Origin of the sequence: Pseudomonas sp. QLc11A (assembly GCF_052112305.1) — a bacterium.
GTDB classification, from domain to species: Bacteria; Pseudomonadota; Gammaproteobacteria; order Pseudomonadales; family Pseudomonadaceae; genus Aquipseudomonas; species Aquipseudomonas laurylsulfatiphila.
In genome coordinates this window covers 121,861-141,285 of sequence record NZ_JAVAJJ010000005.1, presented here as the reverse complement: position 1 = coordinate 141,285, position 19,425 = coordinate 121,861, and the positions used below count along the sequence as shown (strand labels likewise).

Here is a 19,425-nt window from a genome sequence, read left to right as displayed (position 1 = left end):
TGCTCAGCCCTGCCTTATCAACGGAAGCCCGCGATAACGGCCTTCAAAGTAGCGCTTCTCGACATCCTCACTTTCGCCCCCCTCAAAATCGTGAATGGAAAACAAACTGGTCGCGCCGTTGGCATCACGTTCGGTAATCCAGAACTGATCCCGCCGCAAAATCTTTTCGTTCATCAGATGAGTGTCGTGCGTTGTAAAAATCAGCTGAGTATCGAGGCCACTGTCCAGATGCTTGTCGATCAAGTCAGCGACGATGTCGGGATGAAGGCTGCTGTTGAGTTCATCGACACAAAGCACTCCACTGCCCCCCGCTTGATTCATCATGAACCAGGGCAACCAAAAGCCAATCAGGTTCTTTGTACCGCACGACTCCTCCGAAAAATCAAACTCCGCAGTACCTAAATGACTGGAATGTGTGAGGGTCACCTTGTTCTTTTGAACTGCCGCGAAGATCTCCTTCAGGGTAGGTTCTTTATTGTTCTGAATGGCATCGACCTCGTCTGAATTTAGCTCAATGATAGAGACCGGAATGTCCAATGCCTTGAGAAAGTCCCGAAGATCGTTCGTATGGCTCGATACCATCTGAAGAAATCGGATCGACGCCGTCGACAGCTCCATCATGCTGTTCTGCTCGACCACGAGAAGTCCGGTTTGGAACCAACTGAACGGCATTCGCAACTGAGTCATTTCTTCATTGCTGTTCTTCACGGCCTGCGCGAGGAAGAGCATTTTTGGGCTCGTCAGACGCCGCCAGGCGCCATGCACTTCTTTCCCGCCCTCCAGCGCCGTCCCGAAAACATAACGCTCCCCTTCGGCGTCGAATTGGCGGTCATACAGAAGCGTTTCGGTCCCTCCTGGATAAGAGAGCAACTGCTCTTGGACGATCCGCTGCCCAGTTAACCCCAGCACAAACCGATAGCGCTGCCCTCCTTGAATGAAGTTGTATTCAAATACACTGGGCGCATCCTTCAACGCGCGATCAAAACGAAAAGGCGAAACCGATAGCAACGCGTCACTTGGATTGGTTTCCATGACAAGCAAGCGCCCTACGACCCCCATCGCGCGGACCAATGAAGACTTGCCGGAAGCATTTGGGCCATAAATCGCAGCCACCTTCAACAGGTCGGGGAGTTTTTCTGCGCAGGGCGGCTTGAATGTATTACGCGTTTTGCTCAGGAGAGGAGTCGCCGCCATGGACAAGGTTTGCTTGTCACGGAACGAGCGGTAATTGGAAACCGAGAATTCGATCAGCATGGAAAAAACCTGCAGTTCGTTTGCTGGACTCGAATACATAAAGGAAAAAATGCGCTTCAGGTGCCGCTTCTCTGCAGCCAATGCAAAAACAGGAAAATCCTACAGATCGAACCTTCGAATACCGGCGCCGATTCCTACAACAAGCGTCGCCAGAGTAGACTTGGCGCCGCGAGCGCCTGACCGATAGGCTTCATTCCGTCGCTGCCAAATCAGCGGCCCGGAGTCGAAGCCGGAACATATCAACATGGCGCATCCGCGCCCCCATATGAGCTGGGGCATTTTTTTGCCTTTCAGTTTCGCGTTATGGCGGGCCGTGTGGCGCGGGCCTCTCGGCTTCCATGTTGATCGAGAATGTTCCGACTTCGAACGCCGCACGGTCCGCCACCCAAATCTGTCGAAGGATTAGTGGCGGCTCCTTTTTCAACATGGAGTCGAAAAATGCACAAGCACACATCACATCCGACTGAAATTCCTTCCTGCTTCATCCCTAAAGTCTTCACCCGCCACAACCGTTTCCTCCATGCCTTCATGCAAGACAGACAAGCCTGGTTTTGCGTCCAGGATCTGGGTCGCTTGATGGGCAAACCACTCAATGAACGCCTGACCCTGAAACTCGATCCCGACCAACGTCGCAGCGTCTGTCTGCTCAAGGACGGCAAAACGGTCGAAACACTGATGGTCAGCGAATCAGGCATGTACGCCTTGCTGGTTCACCACTTCGTCCCGGAAAACCGTAACCTGCGCCAGTGGTTGAGCAACGAAGTCATACCCTCGCTGCGTGATGCGAAATCAGAGCCTGTGGAAAACCTGCCAAGCCTGAGCTCCTTGAATTGGGCGGGAGTTTCGGTGCCCTTGCTGCATTACCAACATCACGCCTGGATCAAGTGGCGAGACATGCCTGAGTTGATGCAGGTGCAGCGCCCCTTCCCAATCTCGGGCACTTGCCGTTGAAGGGATAAATCGAGCTGATTAAAAAGGGACAGACTTCACAGTCCGTCCCTTTGGTTTGAGTCCTCTCAATTAATTGTCCTGCTGAATGAGCTATATCCACATGAACGAGACTCACAGCGTCAAACGAAACATCATAGAAATGATTCCATGTGATAGCTCGTTTGCAGAAGCGTATCTCCATAAGCTCGACCAACAATCTGCCCGACAGCAAGCAATAGACGCTGGCATAGCCGACGCTGATGCAGGCAGGTTAACCAGTCTGGCCACCGTGAAGGCCAAATGGCTCTCACGGTAACCCGCCCTGCTTCAAAACCGCGAAACACTCCTCATCGCATCCACCAGATACCTCATCGCGATCCTGTCGCTTTCCGACAGCTCCCTATAGCGCTCCACCAGTTTCATTTCCTCGTTATTAAGCCGGCGCCTGCGTCGCCCGATGGCCAGGCACGGAAAGATTCCCAACATTTCGGTGATGCCTTGTACTTTCGACATGGACGATGTCCTTCTCTATACGTCAAAGAAAACTGCAAAAAACTGCATCGCCCTATCCCTTTTTCAGCAGCCGCTGGGTGCCCGCTGAACCGCACCGGTCCGAAGGGCATAAACCGGTCATGTGCACAGAATAGAAATATTCCGGGCGCTGAAAAGCGGTTTTTAGAGTAATTAGTCGAAAAAAGCAGAAATGCCCTGTAAATCAGAAACCCCTGTCGGAATTGTTTCCCGACATGTCTTGTTTCATTGCCGAGCCAGCGCTGTGCCATCAATCAATTCTGCTCTGCAATCGAACGGTTTAAGCTGTCGGGCATCTGTTCTACAGTCCGTTGCGTTTGGCCGAAGGCATGTCCGAACCGTATTTTCTGATCCAGCACGTGCCAGGAACGGCGCGGGATTGCTCACGACAGGTTGTATTTATGCACCGCAGGAACTTGCTCAAAGCCTCCATGGCCATCGCGGCCTACACCGGTTTGTCCGCCACGGGCCTGTTGGCCGCCCAAGCCTGGGCCGCCAGCGGCGGCACCGCTGATGGCGAGGCCAGCGCATTCGATTTCGAGGCGCTGAAGCTCCAGGCCAAACAGCTCGCCAGCAATCGCTACCAGGACACCAAGCAACAGTTGCCACCGACCCTGGCGACCATGACGCCGCAGAACTTCAATGCGATCCGCTACGACGGCAATCATTCGTTGTGGAAAGAACTCAAGGGTCAGCTGGACGTGCAGTTCTTCCACGTCGGCATGGGGTTCAAGCAGCCGGTGCGCATGTACAGCGTCGATCCGAAAACCCGGATGGCTCGCGAGGTGCATTTCCGTCCGTCGCTGTTCAACTATGAAAACACTACGGTCGACACCGCACAGCTCAAGGGCGACCTGGGTTTCTCCGGCTTCAAGTTGTTCAAGGCCCCGGAACTGGACAAGCACGATGTCGTGTCCTTCCTCGGCGCCAGTTACTTCCGTGCGGTGGACGCCACCGGCCAGTACGGCTTGTCGGCCCGCGGCCTGGCCATCGACACCTACGCCAAGAAGCGCGAAGAATTCCCCGACTTCACCAAGTTCTGGTTCGAGACGCCGGACAAGGACAGCACCCGCTTCGTGGTTTACGCCCTACTCGACTCGCCGAGCGCCACCGGTGCCTACCGCTTCGATATCGATTGCCAGGCCGAGCGCGTGGTGATGGAGATCGATGCCCACGTCAACGCACGTACCGCCATCGACCAACTGGGCATCGCACCGATGACCAGCATGTTCAGCTGCGGCACCCACGAGCGCCGCATGTGCGACACCATTCACCCGCAAATCCACGACTCCGACCGCCTGGCCATGTGGCGCGGCAACGGCGAGTGGATCTGCCGTCCGCTGAACAACCCGGCGACCCTGCAATTCAATGCCTTCGTCGACAAGGACCCGAAAGGTTTCGGCCTGGTGCAGACCGACCACGAGTTCGCCAGCTATCAGGACACCGTCGACTGGTACAGCCGCCGCCCGAGCCTGTGGGTCGAGCCGACCACCGCATGGGGCGAAGGCTCGGTCGATCTGTTGGAAATCCCTACCACCGGCGAGACCATGGACAACATCGTCGCCTTCTGGACCCCGAAGAAACCGGTGGCTGCCGGCGATTCGCTGAACTACGGCTACAAGCTGTACTGGAGCGCATTGCCGCCAGTCGGAACGCCGTTGGCACGGGTCAACGCCACCCGTTCCGGGATGGGCGGTTTCACCGAAGGCTGGGCGCCGGGCGAGCATTACCCACCCGTCTGGGCCCGTCGTTTTGCCGTGGACTTCACCGGTGGTGGCCTGGACCGCTTGCCTGAAGGCACAGGCATCGAGCCGGTGGTCACTTGCTCGAACGGCGAGGTCAAGGATTTCAGCGTGCTCAAGCTCGATGACATCAAGGGCTACCGCATCCTGTTTGACTGGTACCCGACCAATGACAGCGTGGAGCCCGTCGAACTGCGCCTGTTCATCCGCACCAACGACCGCACACTGAGTGAAACCTGGTTGTACCAGTACTTCCCGCCAGCGCCGGACAAACGCAAGTACACCTGATGATCGGGTAGCACCCCGCCACCATTCGGTTTTCCGAACGCGACCTGCGGGTCGGTTCGGTTAACCGGATCGCTCCACTGAAATTTCAGCGCAAGAAAAATTTAATTTCCTTGTAAATCAATACTTTGACTAATATCGACTGGTCTGGCACGAGTCATGCTCTACACTTCTTCGACGAATGTCCTTTGCGCTCACTCATCGTAGCGCTCAGGTGTTTTGCAGCACAAAAGGGCCGATGAACTGGCTCCATAAAAAAAACAATGTCGAGGAAAATTTGATGCGCATCGTTCCCCATATCCTGGGCGCAGCCATTGCTGCCGCTCTGATCAGCACGCCAGTTTTCGCCGCCGAACTCACCGGCACCCTGAAGAAGATCAAAGAGTCCGGCACCATCACCCTGGGCCATCGCGACGCTTCCATTCCGTTTTCCTATATCGCGGATGCTTCCGGCAAACCGGTCGGCTACTCCCACGACATCCAGCTGAAAGTCGTCGAAGCCCTGAAAAAAGACCTCGACATGCCAAACCTCCAGGTCAAATACAACCTGGTGACTTCGCAAACCCGTATCCCGCTGGTGCAGAACGGCACCGTGGACCTCGAGTGCGGTTCCACCACCAACAACGTCGAGCGTCAGCAGCAGGTTGACTTCTCCGTCGGCATCTTCGAAATCGGTACTCGCCTGCTGTCCAAGGCAGACTCCAAGTACAAGGATTTCCCTGACCTGGCCGGCAAGAACGTCGTGACCACCGCCGGCACCACGTCCGAGCGCATCCTCAAGGCGATGAACGCCGACAAGCAGATGGGCATGAACGTCATCTCCGCCAAAGATCACGGCGAGTCGTTCCAGATGCTGGAAACCGGCCGTGCCGTTGCGTTCATGATGGACGACGCCCTGCTGGCCGGTGAAGCGGCCAAGGCCAAGAAGGCAAGCGACTGGGCCGTGACCGGTACTCCACAGTCCTACGAAATCTACGGCTGCATGGTGCGCAAAGGCGACGAGCCGTTCAAGAAGGCTGTGGATGACGCCATCAAGGCCACCTACGCATCGGGCGAGATCAATAAGATCTACGAAAAATGGTTCATGCAGCCGATCCCGCCAAAAGGTCTGAACCTGAACTTCCCGATGAGCGACGAACTCAAGGCCCTGATCGCCAAACCGACTGATAAAGCGGCTGACGACAAGAAGTCCTGATTTCTGACTAACCTTATCCCCTGAAAGGGCCGTAGCCCTTTCAGGGGAATGCACTCCCTGCTGGCATTTCTGGAAACACTCGAACCGGTGGCTGTCGAGCCGGGCGCGTGTGCCTGTCCCCCAAGGACAGGCGGGAACGGAGCTTCCCCCAAGCGGGCATTTGTACATCGATCGAATCCGAGGGGAGACCCTAATGAATTACAACTGGGACTGGGGCGTGTTCTTCAAGTCCACCGGCGTGGGCAGCGAGACCTATTTCGACTGGTACGTGTCCGGTCTGGGCTGGACCATCGGCATCGCCATCGCGGCCTGGATCATCGCCCTGACACTGGGCTCGATCCTGGGCGTCATGCGTACCGTGCCGAACCGCATCGTATCGGGCATCGCCACCTGCTACGTCGAACTCTTCCGTAACGTGCCGCTGCTGGTTCAGCTGTTCATCTGGTACTTCCTGGTACCCGACCTGCTGCCGGCGGACCTGCAAGAGTGGTACAAGCAGGATCTGAACCCGACTACCTCGGCCTTCCTCAGCGTTGTCGTGTGCCTGGGCCTGTTCACCACCGCCCGGGTGTGCGAACAGGTGCGCACCGGTATCCAGGCCCTGCCCAAAGGCCAGGAATCCGCGGCCCGCGCCATGGGTTTCAAGCTGCCGCAGATCTACTGGAACGTGCTGCTGCCCCAGGCTTACCGGATCATCATTCCGCCGCTTACCTCGGAATTCCTGAACGTCTTCAAGAACACCTCCGTGGCCTCGCTGATCGGCTTGATGGAATTGCTCGCGCAGACCAAACAGACCGCCGAGTTCTCCGCCAACCTGTTCGAAGCCTTTACCCTGGCCACGCTGATCTACTTCACCCTGAACATGAGCCTGATGTTGCTGATGCGCCTGGTCGAGAAGAAAGTCGCCGTACCGGGCCTGATCTCCGTAGGGGGTAAATGATGGAATTCGATTTCTCGGGCATCATCCCGTCCCTGCCGGGCCTGTGGAACGGCATGGTCATGACCCTCAAGCTGATGGCCATGGGTGTGGTCGGCGGCATCATCCTCGGCACCATCCTGGCGTTGATGCGCCTGTCCCACAACAAGCTGCTGTCAAACATCGCCGGCGCCTACGTTAACTACTTCCGTTCGATTCCGTTGCTGCTGGTGATCACCTGGTTCTACCTGGCGGTACCGTTCGTGCTGCGCTGGATCACCGGCGAAGACACCCCGATCGGCGCGTTCGCCTCGTGCATCGTGGCGTTCATGATGTTCGAAGCGGCGTACTTCTGCGAAATCGTCCGTGCCGGTGTGCAGTCGATTCCAAAGGGTCAGATGGGCGCTGCCCAGGCCCTGGGCATGTCCTACGGCCAGATGATGCGCCTGATCATCCTGCCGCAGGCGTTCCGCAAGATGACACCGCTGTTGCTGCAGCAGAGCATCATCCTGTTTCAGGACACCTCGCTGGTCTACGCCGTCGGCCTGGTGGACTTCCTCAATGCTTCGCGCGCCAGTGGCGACATCATTGGCCGCTCCAATGAGTTCCTGATTTTCGCGGGTCTCGTGTACTTCATCATCAGCTTTGCCGCCTCGCAGCTGGTCAAGCGTCTGCAAAAAAGGTTCGCCGTATGATCTCTATCAAAAGCATCAACAAGTGGTATGGGGACTTCCAGGTTCTGACTGATTGCAGCACCGAGGTCAAAAAAGGCGAAGTGATCGTGGTGTGCGGGCCATCCGGTTCCGGCAAGTCGACCCTGATCAAGTGCGTCAACGCCCTGGAGCCGTTCCAGAAGGGTGACATCGTGGTCGACGGCACCTCCATCGCCGACCCGAAGACCAACCTGCCGAAGCTGCGTTCGCGCGTGGGCATGGTGTTCCAGCACTTCGAGCTGTTCCCACACCTGACCATTACCGAAAACCTGACCATCGCGCAGATCAAGGTATTGGGCCGCAGCAAGGAAGAAGCCACCAAGAAAGGCCTGCAACTGCTCGAGCGCGTCGGCCTCTCGGCTCACGCCCACAAGCACCCGGGCCAATTGTCCGGTGGTCAGCAGCAGCGCGTGGCGATTGCCCGTGCGCTGGCGATGGACCCGATCGTCATGCTGTTCGACGAACCGACCTCGGCGCTGGACCCGGAAATGGTCAACGAAGTGCTCGACGTGATGGTGCAACTGGCCCACGAAGGCATGACCATGATGTGCGTGACCCACGAAATGGGCTTCGCCCGTAAAGTGGCCGACCGGGTGATCTTCATGGACCAGGGCAAGATCATCGAAGACTGCAAGAAAGAAGAGTTCTTCGGCGACATCAGCCACCGTGCCGAGCGTACGCAGCACTTCCTCAACAAGATTCTGCAGCACTAAAGCCACACCGCCGCCTGTAGGAGCGAGCTTGCTCGCGATGGTCGTTAACGATGACGCGTTCATCCTGAATGCACGCGTTGTCCTTGAGTTCTTCGCGAGCAAGCTCGCTCCTACAGTAGAGGTAGGCAGGCAAGTGGTGGTTGACCCAAGGCATCTGTGATGAAATGCGACCCTAACCTTTATCGCGCAGCGTCGCCGTCACTCGCCGTGAAACCCCGTCTGGTTCGTCATTTGTTCCTGCCGCCACTGATCATCGCCATGATGATCGGCCTGGGCTATATCGGCTTCTGGATCAGTGAGCACTACGGCATTCGCAGCCTTGGCGAGAACGGCCAGCGTCAGCTGGAACTGCACGCCCGTGCCGTCGAAAGCGAAATCAGCAAATACACCTACCTGCCCAGCCTGCTGGAGCTCGAAACCAGTGTTTCGCAGTTGCTGGCCGACCCGACCCCGGAACACCGGCAAACGGTCAACGACTACCTCGAAGGCCTGAACCGGCGCAGCCGCAGTCGGGCCATCTACGTGATGGACACCACCGGCCGCGTCATGGCCACCAGCAACTGGCGCGATGTCGACAGTTACCTGGGTGAAGACCTGTCCTTTCGCGCCTATTTCCAGAACGCCGTGCGCGGTCAGCCGGGGCGTTTCTACGGCATCGGCAGCACCAACGGCGAACCCGGTTACTACCTGGCACATGGCCTGGAAGAACACGGCAAGATCATCGGCGTCGCAGTGGTCAAGGTGCGTCTGGAAGCCATGGAAGAGCGCTGGCAACGGGCGCGCCTGGAAGCCTTCGTCAGCGACGAGAACGGCATCATCATTCTCTCCAGCGATCCGGCTCGACGCTTGAAATCGGTGGTGCCGCTGAGCGAAGAAACCAAGGAAAAACTTGCCCGCAGCCTGCAGTACTACTGGTTCCCGCTCAACGAATTGCAACCGCTGGCCCGGGAAACCCTGTCCGAAGGCGTGGAAAAACTCACGTTCCCGGCCAACAGTGAACTGCTGCTCCAACAAGATCGCGACGATGAAAACATCAGCTACCTGTCGCAAACCCGGCCATTGAGCGATACGCCATGGAATTTCACCCTGCTCACACCGCTACAGGATTTGCGTCGCGAAGCGATCAACCAGGGGATCCTGGTGGCCGTGGCGTTTGCCCTCTGCGCCTTTCTGTTGATCGCCTGGAACGAGCGGCGCAAGGTGATCGCCACCCGCCTCGCGGCCCGGGAAGCCTTGCAGGAGGCCAACAACCAGCTGGAACGTCGGATTACCGAACGCACCACCGACCTGCGCGCCAGCAACGAGCGGCTCAAGGGGCAGATCCGCGAACGCCGGCAAGCCGAAGAGACCTTGCGCCGCGCCCAGGACGAACTGGTACAGGCCGGAAAACTCGCGGCCATCGGCCAGATGTCCACCAGCATCGCCCACGAACTGAACCAGCCGCTGGCGGCGCTGCGCACCTTGTCCGGCAATACCGTGCGCTTCCTCGAACGCGGCCAGCTCGATGTCGCCAGCACCAACCTCAAGACCATCAACGAACTGATCGACCGCATGGGCCGCATCACCGCCAGCCTGCGCTCGTTCGCCCGGCGCGGTGACGACAAGGGTCAGGCCTGCCTTGGCAAAGCGGTGGACGCGGCCCTGCAATTGCACGGCGCACGGGTGGAAAACACACCTCTGCAATTGCACCGCCATTTTGACGCGGTGCAGGTGCAAATCGACCAGACCCGCCTGGAGCAGATTCTGGTCAACCTGATCGGCAACGCCCTCGACGCCATGCAAGCGCAGCCGCAACCCGAGCTGTGGCTCGAAGGCGAAACCTTCGATGGCAAATACCGCCTGCGCGTGCGTGACAACGGCCACGGCATCGACGCCGAAGCGCGCAAGCACCTGTTCGAACCCTTCTTCACCACCAAACCCGGCGAACAGGGCCTGGGCCTTGGCCTGACCCTTTCCGCCAGCCTGGCCGCCGCCACCGGCGGTCACCTGGGTGTCGAGCACCCGGCCAGCGGTGGTACCGCATTCGTCCTCAGTTTACCGTTGGTAAGCCCCACTCCCGCCGAGCCAATATGAACAACGACCTTAGTGTATTGATCGTCGAAGACGACCCCCATGTGCTGCTCGGCTGCCAACAGGCGCTGACCCTGGAAGACATTCCCTGCATTGGCGTGGGCAGCGCCGAAGAAGCCCTGGAACGGGTCGGCGACAATTTCGCCGGCATCGTCGTCAGCGACATTCGCCTGCCGGGCATCGATGGCCTGGAGTTGCTGACCCGGCTCAAGGAGCGCGACCGCAGCCTGCCGGTGGTGCTGATCACCGGTCACGGCGACATCTCCATGGCCGTCGGCGCGATGCAGAAAGGCGCCTACGACTTCATGGAAAAGCCGTTCTCCCCGGAGCGCCTGGTGGACGTGGCCCGCCGCGCCCTCGAGCAACGCAGCCTGGCGCGGGAAGTGTCGTCGCTGCGCCGGCAACTGGCCGAGCGCGACTCCCTCGAAGGGCGGATCATCGGGCGCTCGCCGGCCATGCAGAACCTGCGGGAACTGATCGCCAACGTCGCCGATACGTCGGCCAACGTGTTGATCGAAGGCGAGACCGGCACCGGCAAGGAACTGGTCGCTCGCTGCCTGCATGATTTCAGTCGGCGGCACACCAAGCAGTTCGTCGCGTTGAACTGCGGCGGCCTGCCGGAAAACCTCTTCGAAAGCGAAATTTTCGGCCACGAAGCCAACGCCTTTACCGGTGCGGGCAAACGGCGGATCGGCAAGATCGAACACGCCGACGGCGGCACGCTGTTCCTCGACGAAGTGGAAAGCATGCCCCTGCCCTTGCAGATCAAATTGCTGCGGGTATTGCAGGAACGCACCCTCGAACGCCTTGGTTCGAACCAGAGCGTGGCGGTAGATTGCCGCGTTATCGCAGCGACCAAATCCGACCTCGTAGAGTCGAGCAAGGCCGGCGAATTCCGCAGCGACCTGTATTACCGCCTCAACGTGGTGACCCTGGAACTGCCGCCGCTGCGCGAGCGCCGCGAGGACATCCTGCAACTGTTCGAACACTTTCTGCAGCAATCGTCCCTGCGTTTCGACCGCGCGGTGCCGGAGCTGGACAACCAGACCCTTTCAAACCTGATGAGCCACGACTGGCCGGGCAACGTGCGTGAGCTGCGCAACGTTGCAGAGCGCTTTGCCCTGGGCCTGCCGGCGTTCAAGAAAACCGGTGCCGGCGGCAGCAATCAAGGCCTGGCGTTTGCCGAAGCGGTGGAAGCCTTCGAGCGCAACCTGCTCAGCGATGCCTTGCAACGCAGCGGCGGCAACCTGACCCAGGCCAGCCAGGAACTGGGCATGGCCAAGACCACGCTGTTCGACAAAGTGAAAAAGTACGGCCTGAGCCATTGAGCTGTGTGGACCTGATTCTCACCCCCCCCCTGGGCGCGGCGGTGGTGGTGAGCCTCGCTGGCCTGGCTACGCTTTCACAGAGAAATACATTCTCCTGTGGGAGCGGGCTTGCTCGCGAAAGCGGTGTGTCAGTCAACTCAAATGCCAACTGATACTCCCTCTTCGCGAGCAAGCCCGCTCCCACATTGGACCGAGGGAGTTAGAGGAGATTGTGATCAGCCACCGGCTCGATCTGCGCCCAGTGCGAAGTGTCTTCACGGTGCTCGCGCAAGTACGGCAACACCGCCCCCAGCAACGGCACCTTGAACGCCTCCTGGAAACGATGGGCCAGGCCCGGAATCAAGACCAACTGGCTGCCACGCAGATGCGCCGCCAGATGCACCCCGTGCATCACCGGCAGCAAGGGGTCGGCCGTGCCATGGACCACCAGCGCCGGCACCCGCAACCGGTTGAGCAGCGCGACCCGGCTCGGCTCGGCGAGAATGGCCATGATCTGGCGTTTCACGCCCTCGGGATTGAACGCCCGGTCATAGGACTGCGCCGCCTGATGCAACAGCACCTGACGATCATCGCTCACCATCGGGCTGCCGAGCGCCGCCAGCAAGTCGGCCTGTTGTTCCAGGGCCACCTCGCGGTTCGGTGCGCCACGTCGCGCCAGTAATTGCACCAGCGCCGCACTCGGCGCCGGCAAGCCTTCGGCCCCGGAGCTGGTCATGATCAGGGTCAGGCTCTCGACCCGCTGCGGTGCCATGGCCGCCATGTGCTGGGCGATCATCCCGCCCATGCTGGCGCCCAACACGTGGAATTGATCGATGTGCAAGGCATCCATCAAGCCCAGGCCATCGTCGGCCATGTCGGTCAGCGAGTACGGCGACGACACCGGCAAGCCGAGTTTGTAGCGCAGCACTTCGAACGTCAGGTTGCCTTCGGCCGGTGCTTGCCGCCAGGTCGACAGGCCGACATCGCGATTGTCATAGCGAATCACCCGAAAGCCCTGCTGACACAGGGCGACCACCACCTCGTCCGGCCAGTGGATCAACTGCCCGCCCAGGCCCATCACCAGCAGCAAGGCCGGATCCGACGCACGACCGATGCTCTGGTACGCCAGGCTTACCTGGGCCAGATCCACCCGTTCGGTCGGAACATTGACGTCACAACGCGAGGCCGCCAAAGACGGCAGGCCGAACAACAATGCGGCCAGAAATATGATTCGTGAAAAGAATGCAGCACCCATGGAAAAACACCAAAACGCAGAACCCCAGTAGAGCGCGAGTCTGATGAAGTTTGTTCAAGCGCGCTGCCACAGTTCCATGACAGTTTGATGAACAGCGCCGGGCGGTCATCCGGCGTCACAGCCGGTTTCGCGATAACTATGTACCGCCCCTCCTCCTGTCGACTGCCGCCTAATGCCCGTACCGCCGGCACGGTTCGGCTTTCTGGAGACTCATCGTCATGGTTGACGAAACCACCCCCCTTACGGCCGATTTCGGCCTCATCTACCCATTGCCCGCCAACCCGGACCAAGGCCTGAGCCTGAGCGCCTCGGCGCGCTGGGAAGAGTGCTGCGAGCAGTGGCTCAGCCTCATGGCGCAAAGCTCGCAAGCCCGGCTCGACACCGCTTGGTGGAGCGCACGTGCATTCGGCACCGATCGCTCGCGTCGGGAACAAGCCATCCGCTTGTATCGTCAGCATTTCGAGGTGTCGAGCCAATGGGCGTTTGCCCAAGGCATCCTCGATGCCGGGCAGATCAAAACCTTACTGGCGCTCATCGACCCGCCAGCGCCAACACCAACGCCTGACCAGCACCCCGTGTACGTCGAACAGCTGAGTCTCATAGATGACAATGGCCTGTCTACCCCGCTGTCGGGCGCGCTGGTCATCACCCGGGATACCGATCAACCGGTCGCTCAGCTGTTGTATCTGCCTTCGCACTCATCCGTCTGGATGACCTTTCAAAACCGGATTGAGCTGGAGCGCTGGTTGACCGAGCATCAACCACAGCGGTTCGACCAGCGCCGGCTGTCGATGGACAAGGGCAGCGTCGATTACACGGTCCTCGACACAGCTGTGCTGCGCACTGGCGCCGAAGCCCTGTTGTCCCGATTGTCCGTCGCCCCCGCGGACCGGCCCGGCAATGCCGCCGTGCTGGCCGCGCCCCCCGACCTGCCACGGGTGGAGACAGACGACAACGCGGCCCTGTTCGGCCAGCTCAGCCCCGATATTCCCTTAGGCGTGCGTCACCGCGCGCTGGCACAACAGCGGACGGCCCTGGAGAGTCTGCTCGGCGATGACTTTGCGGGTGATGCCAAGGATCCACGTCTGCAACGCCTGCAACAGCAACTCGAGACCCTCAGCGCTGCCGAGCAGGCCAGCAGCGCCGCCGCGACGGCGCTACTGGACGCCGCCGATGGCCTCAAATGGCTGGAGCTGCGCCACCAGCCGGGCCCGCATTACGCAGCCCTGCTCCAGGCACGCCAAGACGGTTTGCGCGCCGAAGCCGAACTGCAATTGAGCCTGAATCAGATCAACAGTGAAGAGCATCAATGGCTCATCAGTGTGCTGGATGCCCCCGATCAGCCCCGAGCGGCCGACCTCGTGGTCGCGCGGCTGGAACTGTCGGCAACCGACACCGAAGGCGACACCCGCCGCACGCAAACCGAGGAACTGGACGGCGTTCTGCTGTTTGCCAAACCCTCGGCGCTACTGGCGAATTCGACCGACAGCCTGTTGCTGTACTGGCCCGGACGCTTCGGTGGACTGCAACGGTTTGCCTCTCGACAGCTGCTGGAACAATCGCTGTTCAAACGCCCGGTCAACGACCCTGCCCTGGCCGTGCACGTTTTGCCGCTGAGCGGCTCGCCGTTTGAATACGCCCTGCAAATCCAGCTCCACAGCTGTGAACAACAAGCGGCCCGGATCATTGCAGCCAATCCTGTTCCGCTTCGTACCAGCCAGCGTGCGGCCGAACTGGAAAAACTGCGCGAGCAGACCCTCGCCTGCCTGACCGTCCCCCAATCCGCCGCCCGGGACTGGGTATACGCACGCATCGTCGAGCAAAACCAGAGCAGTGCGCTGGCCGCTCAATTGCCGTCGTGGCATCGCGAACTGCCTGCCGTGCAGCGTGGCCGGCTCAAGACGCTGTTCAAATCCTGGATCGGCGCGATGCAGCGCTCCCACGCGTGGCTCGAACGTGAACTGCCGCCACGGGAAGCCTTCGCCATCAAGGCTGTCGACGCCCGGCTGCGCGAGGACTTCGACCTCACTCAAGCGGTACAGGTGCTGCTCGACGTTCCGGACTCAACCAGCTGGCGCAAAGTAGTCATTGAAGGTGCAGCTCCGGGCACCCCTCAACAAAATGTGCTGGTCGCCAGCGAGCAGCGCAGCAAGCTGTCCCTGGGTGAGCTGGCGCTGGGCAACATCGATCAGGAAATGGGGTGGCGACTGTCGTTCATGCAGGTCGAGGTCAGCGGTGCCGACGCCGCACAACAGCAGAAACTGAAAGGCGCCATCACGACGTCCTGGCTGAGCAAGCTGGTCACCGAGCTGGATCTGGCCGGGCAATATGAAAGGCTGATCCGCGAGACGTTCCTCGGCACCTCGACGGCATCGATGTTCAGTAATGAACATCGGCGCGAATGCCTGAGTGAGCCGTGGCGCCTGATGCTTCGCCTGCAAGGCGAATTCGCCGAGTTGGCAAAGGACATCGATGCCAACGGCCGGCAAGTGCTGGAAATCGCCATCGACGCCAACAGCCGTGAAGCCTTTGCCAGCGACGGCAAGCGCATCGAGTTGCTGCCCGCGCACCTGACCGTGGGCGGCAAGGACACCCACGCCCAGGGACCGAGCACCTTGACCGGCGTCACCTTTATCGTGGAGCACGTCAGCGGCCTGACCCTGCTGTATCTGCCCGACAGCCCCGACGGCATTTATCTGCGCCAGTTCGACAGCCTTGAACAGGCACGGATGCGCCTGTTCAACGATTGCCTGCGCAGTCCGATGGTCAACTACCTGGCCGGCCGCGCCTTGACGGGTGATGTCGCCCACCACGTCAGTCGGATCAACCAGGCCCTATTGAAAAACTTCGACGGGCTGATCGGCGTCGGTACGCCCTGGCCAGCCAGCACCTCCCTGGCAGCGCATCTGCTGAATGTACACATGGGCCGTTTGCTGGAGGCCCATCGGGCGACGTCGCGCTCCAATGATGCGTTGTACCTGGAGCAGGTCGCCTTGGAGTCCGGCGCAATGTTCAACTACCTGAAAATGGCTGTGGGCATGCTGCCCTTTGTCGGTACGACCATCGCCCTGTACGACGCCTGGAACAGCGCCAACCTGGCGGTGGCGGCCTTCCTGCGCGGTGATGTCGGCCATGGCCTGGCCGAGGTGGAGGCGGTGCTGTTGTCGCTGATCGACGCGGCCATGGACATTCTCCCCGGCACCACTGCCACCCCTGCTACTGCCCGCGTCGCCACGCGCAGTCGTCAGTGGCGGGCGCTGGGCAAAAGTCCGCGAGCCCTGCAGCTATCGACGCAACCCCAGGCGCGGCGGTCGCTGGAGCGCTTCAAGGGTTATGAATATGAAAAACCGATTTCCCTCGCGGACCTGCAACCGGGCAGCGAAGGCATTTATCGCGACGTGTATCGCCACGCCGACGGCGACTTCATGCTCAGCCAGGGAAGAATCTATCGCATCGAACTGGAAGGCGAACCACCCCGCTGGCGCTTGAGTGGCACCAGCAGCCGGACCTACAAACAGCCAGTCGCCCTCGATGAGTCAGGCCACTGGAACACCCACTACGCGGTGTACGGCACCGTGATCGAGGGTGGAGGCGTGGGCGGTGGCGCGGTGCTCGGGCACATGGCCGACGGGCTTGACCCACTCTGGCCTGCCGCCATTCGCCGCTGGCTGCCGCGCTGGTGGACCGACCGCGCCTTGCGCCGGCAATTGACCCTGACCCATACCGCAGAGGCCTACAGGGCGCGGCTCGATACCCAGACCCGCAGCAGCAACACCCTGCTTGAGCACTATTTCGGCCTCGAACTCGAGCAGCGCCCAGCCCTTCGCTCCCGTGCCGATGTCGCCTGCGCGAACGATATCGACCTTGCCCAGGCCCAATACCTGAATCTCGATGAGCTGATGCTGTATAGCCATGGCCGCAAACGCGTGCAGATCGAAGACATCCAAAGTCGCTGCGCCTGGATCATCGTCGACCGTTCAGTGCGGCGGATCAACCTGGCCAAGGAACGGCTGGTGGAACACCTCAATCGTATCGATCAGCTGATCGCCCGGTCAGATGCCACAGCGATCACCGATACCGCCGCGCACTTGCAGTTCATGGCGCAACGCAAGGAGATCCGCAAAAACTTTCTCAAAGATTTCGATCAGCTGCATACGACGGTCGAGGAAGCCAATCGCTGGAACCGCCGTATCACTAACCCGGCGCAAAAAAAGGAGATTGCGAAGGCCATGACGAACATGAATGAGAAACTCAGCGAGGCCAATCACTACTACCTGAAAACGGCGCACACCCTGGAAATCATCACCCGTTATGACGCGGTGACCGACCTGTCCTGGATGTACTTCCACGTGCAGTTGAAAACAGCCCGCAACAAGGTCGGCCGCGCGCTGCTGACACAACATCAGCTACCCCAGGTGAGCGCCAGCGTCAGTCAGCGCAGTAAAGTCCTCAAAGACTGCCTGGCCACCTATACCGAGTTCCGGCGTCAGCTGGGCGCCTGGACCCTCGGTTATCCGCAGCATTTGGACCTGGAACAGGTCACCGCGTTTCTGGACAACCTGGACAAGGTTGAAGAATTTGCACGCCGGGCCATCAAGACGCGACCTTCGGTGGTGCCCAAAGAAGGCCGGCCCGGACAGCAACTGTTCGAGACCGAAGACAATCAGTTGCTGATCGGCATCGCCAGCACCGACGCCGTCACCCGACAAAAGCGCATCACCATCGAAGGGGTCGATGGCCACACGGAAACCTGGCTGCCGCGCTCAAGCGGCAAATATCACCTCAGCGAGCCAACGGGCTCCGTGCAGCCGGAACTGCCCACCGATGTCGGGCCACTGCTGACAGAAGCCAGGAACAGGCTGGAGGCGGCAAACGCCTATACCCGCAAAGTCGAAGGCTATGCGCGGCAGGACATGCTCCCGGTCGACCTTGAGCACATGATGGGCAGCGAGGCCACGGAGTTAACCATGCGTGCCCAGGCCATCGAACGCTTATCCCCCACCGATGCCGTAGCGCTGCAACTGCGCAATCGGGCGGATGAGATGTTGCGCACGGGGCGCACCCTGCGCATCAATCAAAGCATGAGCAGCAAAACCCCGACCGAAGGCTATCTGGACTATCTGCTTGAACAACAAGTGGTGGACATCCGCAAGGAAGGTGGCTTGCGCGACCTGGGCAAACGCGCCGACGGACGACGGGATTTCCTGCAGGAGTACGAAGTGCGCGACCTGCGCAACGAACCGGCGCAAACCCTGTGGTACGCCCACTTCCACTACACCTCGGCCCAGCCTCAGTTCAGCGACTTCGTCAAAGGCCATCTGAAACTGCCGGAACAACGCAACCTCGGCTTGAAATGGCAGCAGGACGTGGCCGCCAGTGGCGGTACGGTCGAGGCGATCTGGCGCGGCGACATCGGCAAACCGCTGGGCAACAAACACTTTTCCACGCTGTAAAATGACAACGACGGGGCACGCAATGTGTCCCGTCGTGGACAGCGGCACCAACATGAGACAAACTCAACCTTTTCGATTTATCTACAAGTTTTACTCATGGAGCCTCCGGTGCTTGAAATCCGTCACCTCAAGACCCTGCACGCCTTGCGTGAAGCCGACAGCCTGGTGGATGCGGCCGATCGCCTGCACCTGACCCAGTCGGCCCTGTCTCACCAGTTCAAGGAGCTGGAAGAGCGCATGGGCATGCCGTTGTTCGTGCGCAAGACCAAACCGGTGCGCTTCACCAGCGCCGGTTTGCGCCTGCTGCAATTGGCCGACGCCACCTTGCCATTGCTGCGCGCCGCCGAACGCGACATCAGTCGCCTGGCCGGGGGCACCGCCGGGCGCCTGCACATGGCCATCGAATGCCACAGTTGCTTCCAGTGGCTGATGCCAACCATCGACCAGTTCCGCGATGCCTGGCCGGAAGTCGAGCTGGACCTGGCCTCGGGTTTTTCCTTCGCCCCGCTGCCGGCCCTGGCCCGTGGCGATCTGGACCTGGTGGTGACCTCCGATCCGCTGGATCTGGCCGGGATCACCTATGTACCGCTGTTCACTTATGAAGCGATGCTGGCGGTGGCCAACCAGCACCGCCTGGCTGGCAAGGCCTATATCGTCCCCGAAGACTTGCTCCCGGAAACCCTGATCACCTACCCCGTGGAACGGGACCGGCTGGACATCTTCACCCGCTTCCTCGAACCCGCCGACATCGAACCGGCCCAGGTCCGCACCTCGGAACTGACGGTGATGATGATGCAGCTGGTGGCCAGCGGTCGTGGCGTGTGCGGCATGCCCCATTGGGCGCTGCATGAATACAGTTCGCGGGGTTATGTGAAAGCCAAGCGGCTGGGTGAGAAAGGTTTGTTCGCCACGCTGTATGCGGCGATCCGCGCCGACATGCTCGATGCACCGTACATGCGCGACTTCTTGCTGACGGCCAAGGACACGTCGTTTTCTACATTGGATGGTGTCAGCGCCGTACGCTGAAACCATCTGACGATGCGGTCTTTGTGGCGAGGGGG

13 protein-coding genes are annotated in these 19,425 nt (G+C 60.1%); 10 read left to right on the top strand and 3 right to left on the bottom strand.

Annotated features, from left to right (window positions below; genetic code table 11):
• Window positions 1-3: 3 nt before the first annotated feature.
• Complete coding sequence (locus Q8X48_RS10025; protein WP_015093707.1) at window positions 4-1,254, bottom strand: AAA family ATPase; 1,251 nt, start codon at window positions 1,252-1,254, stop codon at window positions 4-6.
• A gap of 438 nt (window positions 1,255-1,692) precedes the next feature.
• Here Q8X48_RS10025 and Q8X48_RS10020 point away from each other — a divergent pair, with 438 nt between their 5' ends.
• On the top strand, window positions 1,693-2,205 hold the full coding sequence (locus tag Q8X48_RS10020) for a BRO-N domain-containing protein (RefSeq protein WP_407800630.1): 513 nt from the start codon (window positions 1,693-1,695) through the stop codon (window positions 2,203-2,205).
• A 306-nt stretch (window positions 2,206-2,511) separates the two neighbouring features.
• Here Q8X48_RS10020 and Q8X48_RS10015 read toward each other — a convergent pair whose 3' ends face one another.
• The gene (locus Q8X48_RS10015) at window positions 2,512-2,697 is read right to left on the bottom strand and encodes a hypothetical protein (protein WP_007975077.1); all 186 of its coding nucleotides are present in this window, start codon (window positions 2,695-2,697) and stop codon (window positions 2,512-2,514) included.
• A 419-nt stretch (window positions 2,698-3,116) separates the two neighbouring features.
• On the opposite strand from Q8X48_RS10015, the gene Q8X48_RS10010 reads away from it, so the two are divergent.
• The 7 genes from Q8X48_RS10010 to Q8X48_RS09980 all read left to right on the top strand — a co-directional run bounded on the left by Q8X48_RS10010 (window position 3,117) and on the right by Q8X48_RS09980 (window position 11,677).
• The gene (locus Q8X48_RS10010) at window positions 3,117-4,745 is read left to right on the top strand and encodes a glucan biosynthesis protein D (protein ID WP_407800629.1); all 1,629 of its coding nucleotides are present in this window, start codon (window positions 3,117-3,119) and stop codon (window positions 4,743-4,745) included.
• Between the two features lie 277 nt (window positions 4,746-5,022).
• Entirely contained in the window at window positions 5,023-5,937 is a 915-nt protein-coding gene (locus tag Q8X48_RS10005; protein WP_046041277.1) for a glutamate/aspartate ABC transporter substrate-binding protein, read from the top strand.
• Between the two features lie 193 nt (window positions 5,938-6,130).
• On the top strand, window positions 6,131-6,877 hold the full coding sequence (locus tag Q8X48_RS10000) for an amino acid ABC transporter permease (protein WP_007975080.1): 747 nt from the start codon (window positions 6,131-6,133) through the stop codon (window positions 6,875-6,877).
• The gene (locus Q8X48_RS09995) at window positions 6,877-7,548 is read left to right on the top strand and encodes an amino acid ABC transporter permease (RefSeq protein WP_102699059.1); all 672 of its coding nucleotides are present in this window, start codon (window positions 6,877-6,879) and stop codon (window positions 7,546-7,548) included. The genes Q8X48_RS10000 and Q8X48_RS09995 overlap by 1 nt, the downstream gene beginning before the upstream one ends.
• Window positions 7,545-8,279, top strand: coding sequence for an amino acid ABC transporter ATP-binding protein (locus Q8X48_RS09990; RefSeq protein ID WP_015093699.1), 735 nt, complete (start codon window positions 7,545-7,547; stop codon window positions 8,277-8,279). The genes Q8X48_RS09995 and Q8X48_RS09990 overlap by 4 nt, the downstream gene beginning before the upstream one ends.
• Window positions 8,280-8,438: 159 nt before the next feature.
• Entirely contained in the window at window positions 8,439-10,352 is a 1,914-nt protein-coding gene (locus Q8X48_RS09985; protein WP_407800628.1) for a sensor histidine kinase, read from the top strand.
• Window positions 10,349-11,677 carry a sigma-54-dependent transcriptional regulator gene (locus Q8X48_RS09980; RefSeq protein WP_015093697.1) on the top strand — a complete coding sequence of 443 codons (1,329 nt, stop codon included), beginning with the start codon at window positions 10,349-10,351 and terminating at the stop codon, window positions 11,675-11,677. The genes Q8X48_RS09985 and Q8X48_RS09980 overlap by 4 nt, the downstream gene beginning before the upstream one ends.
• Before the next feature lie 199 nt (window positions 11,678-11,876).
• Here the strand turns inward: Q8X48_RS09980 and Q8X48_RS09975 are convergent, their stop codons facing one another.
• Complete coding sequence (locus tag Q8X48_RS09975) at window positions 11,877-12,911, bottom strand: alpha/beta fold hydrolase (protein ID WP_407800627.1); 1,035 nt, start codon at window positions 12,909-12,911, stop codon at window positions 11,877-11,879.
• Between the two features lie 218 nt (window positions 12,912-13,129).
• Between Q8X48_RS09975 and Q8X48_RS09970 the strand changes: the two genes are divergently transcribed.
• Window positions 13,130-18,364, top strand: coding sequence for a dermonecrotic toxin domain-containing protein (locus Q8X48_RS09970; protein ID WP_407800626.1), 5,235 nt, complete (start codon window positions 13,130-13,132; stop codon window positions 18,362-18,364).
• Between the two features lie 108 nt (window positions 18,365-18,472).
• Window positions 18,473-19,390 carry a transcriptional regulator MetR gene (metR, locus tag Q8X48_RS09965; protein WP_015093694.1) on the top strand — a complete coding sequence of 306 codons (918 nt, stop codon included), beginning with the start codon at window positions 18,473-18,475 and terminating at the stop codon, window positions 19,388-19,390.
• Window positions 19,391-19,425: the final 35 nt, after the last annotated feature.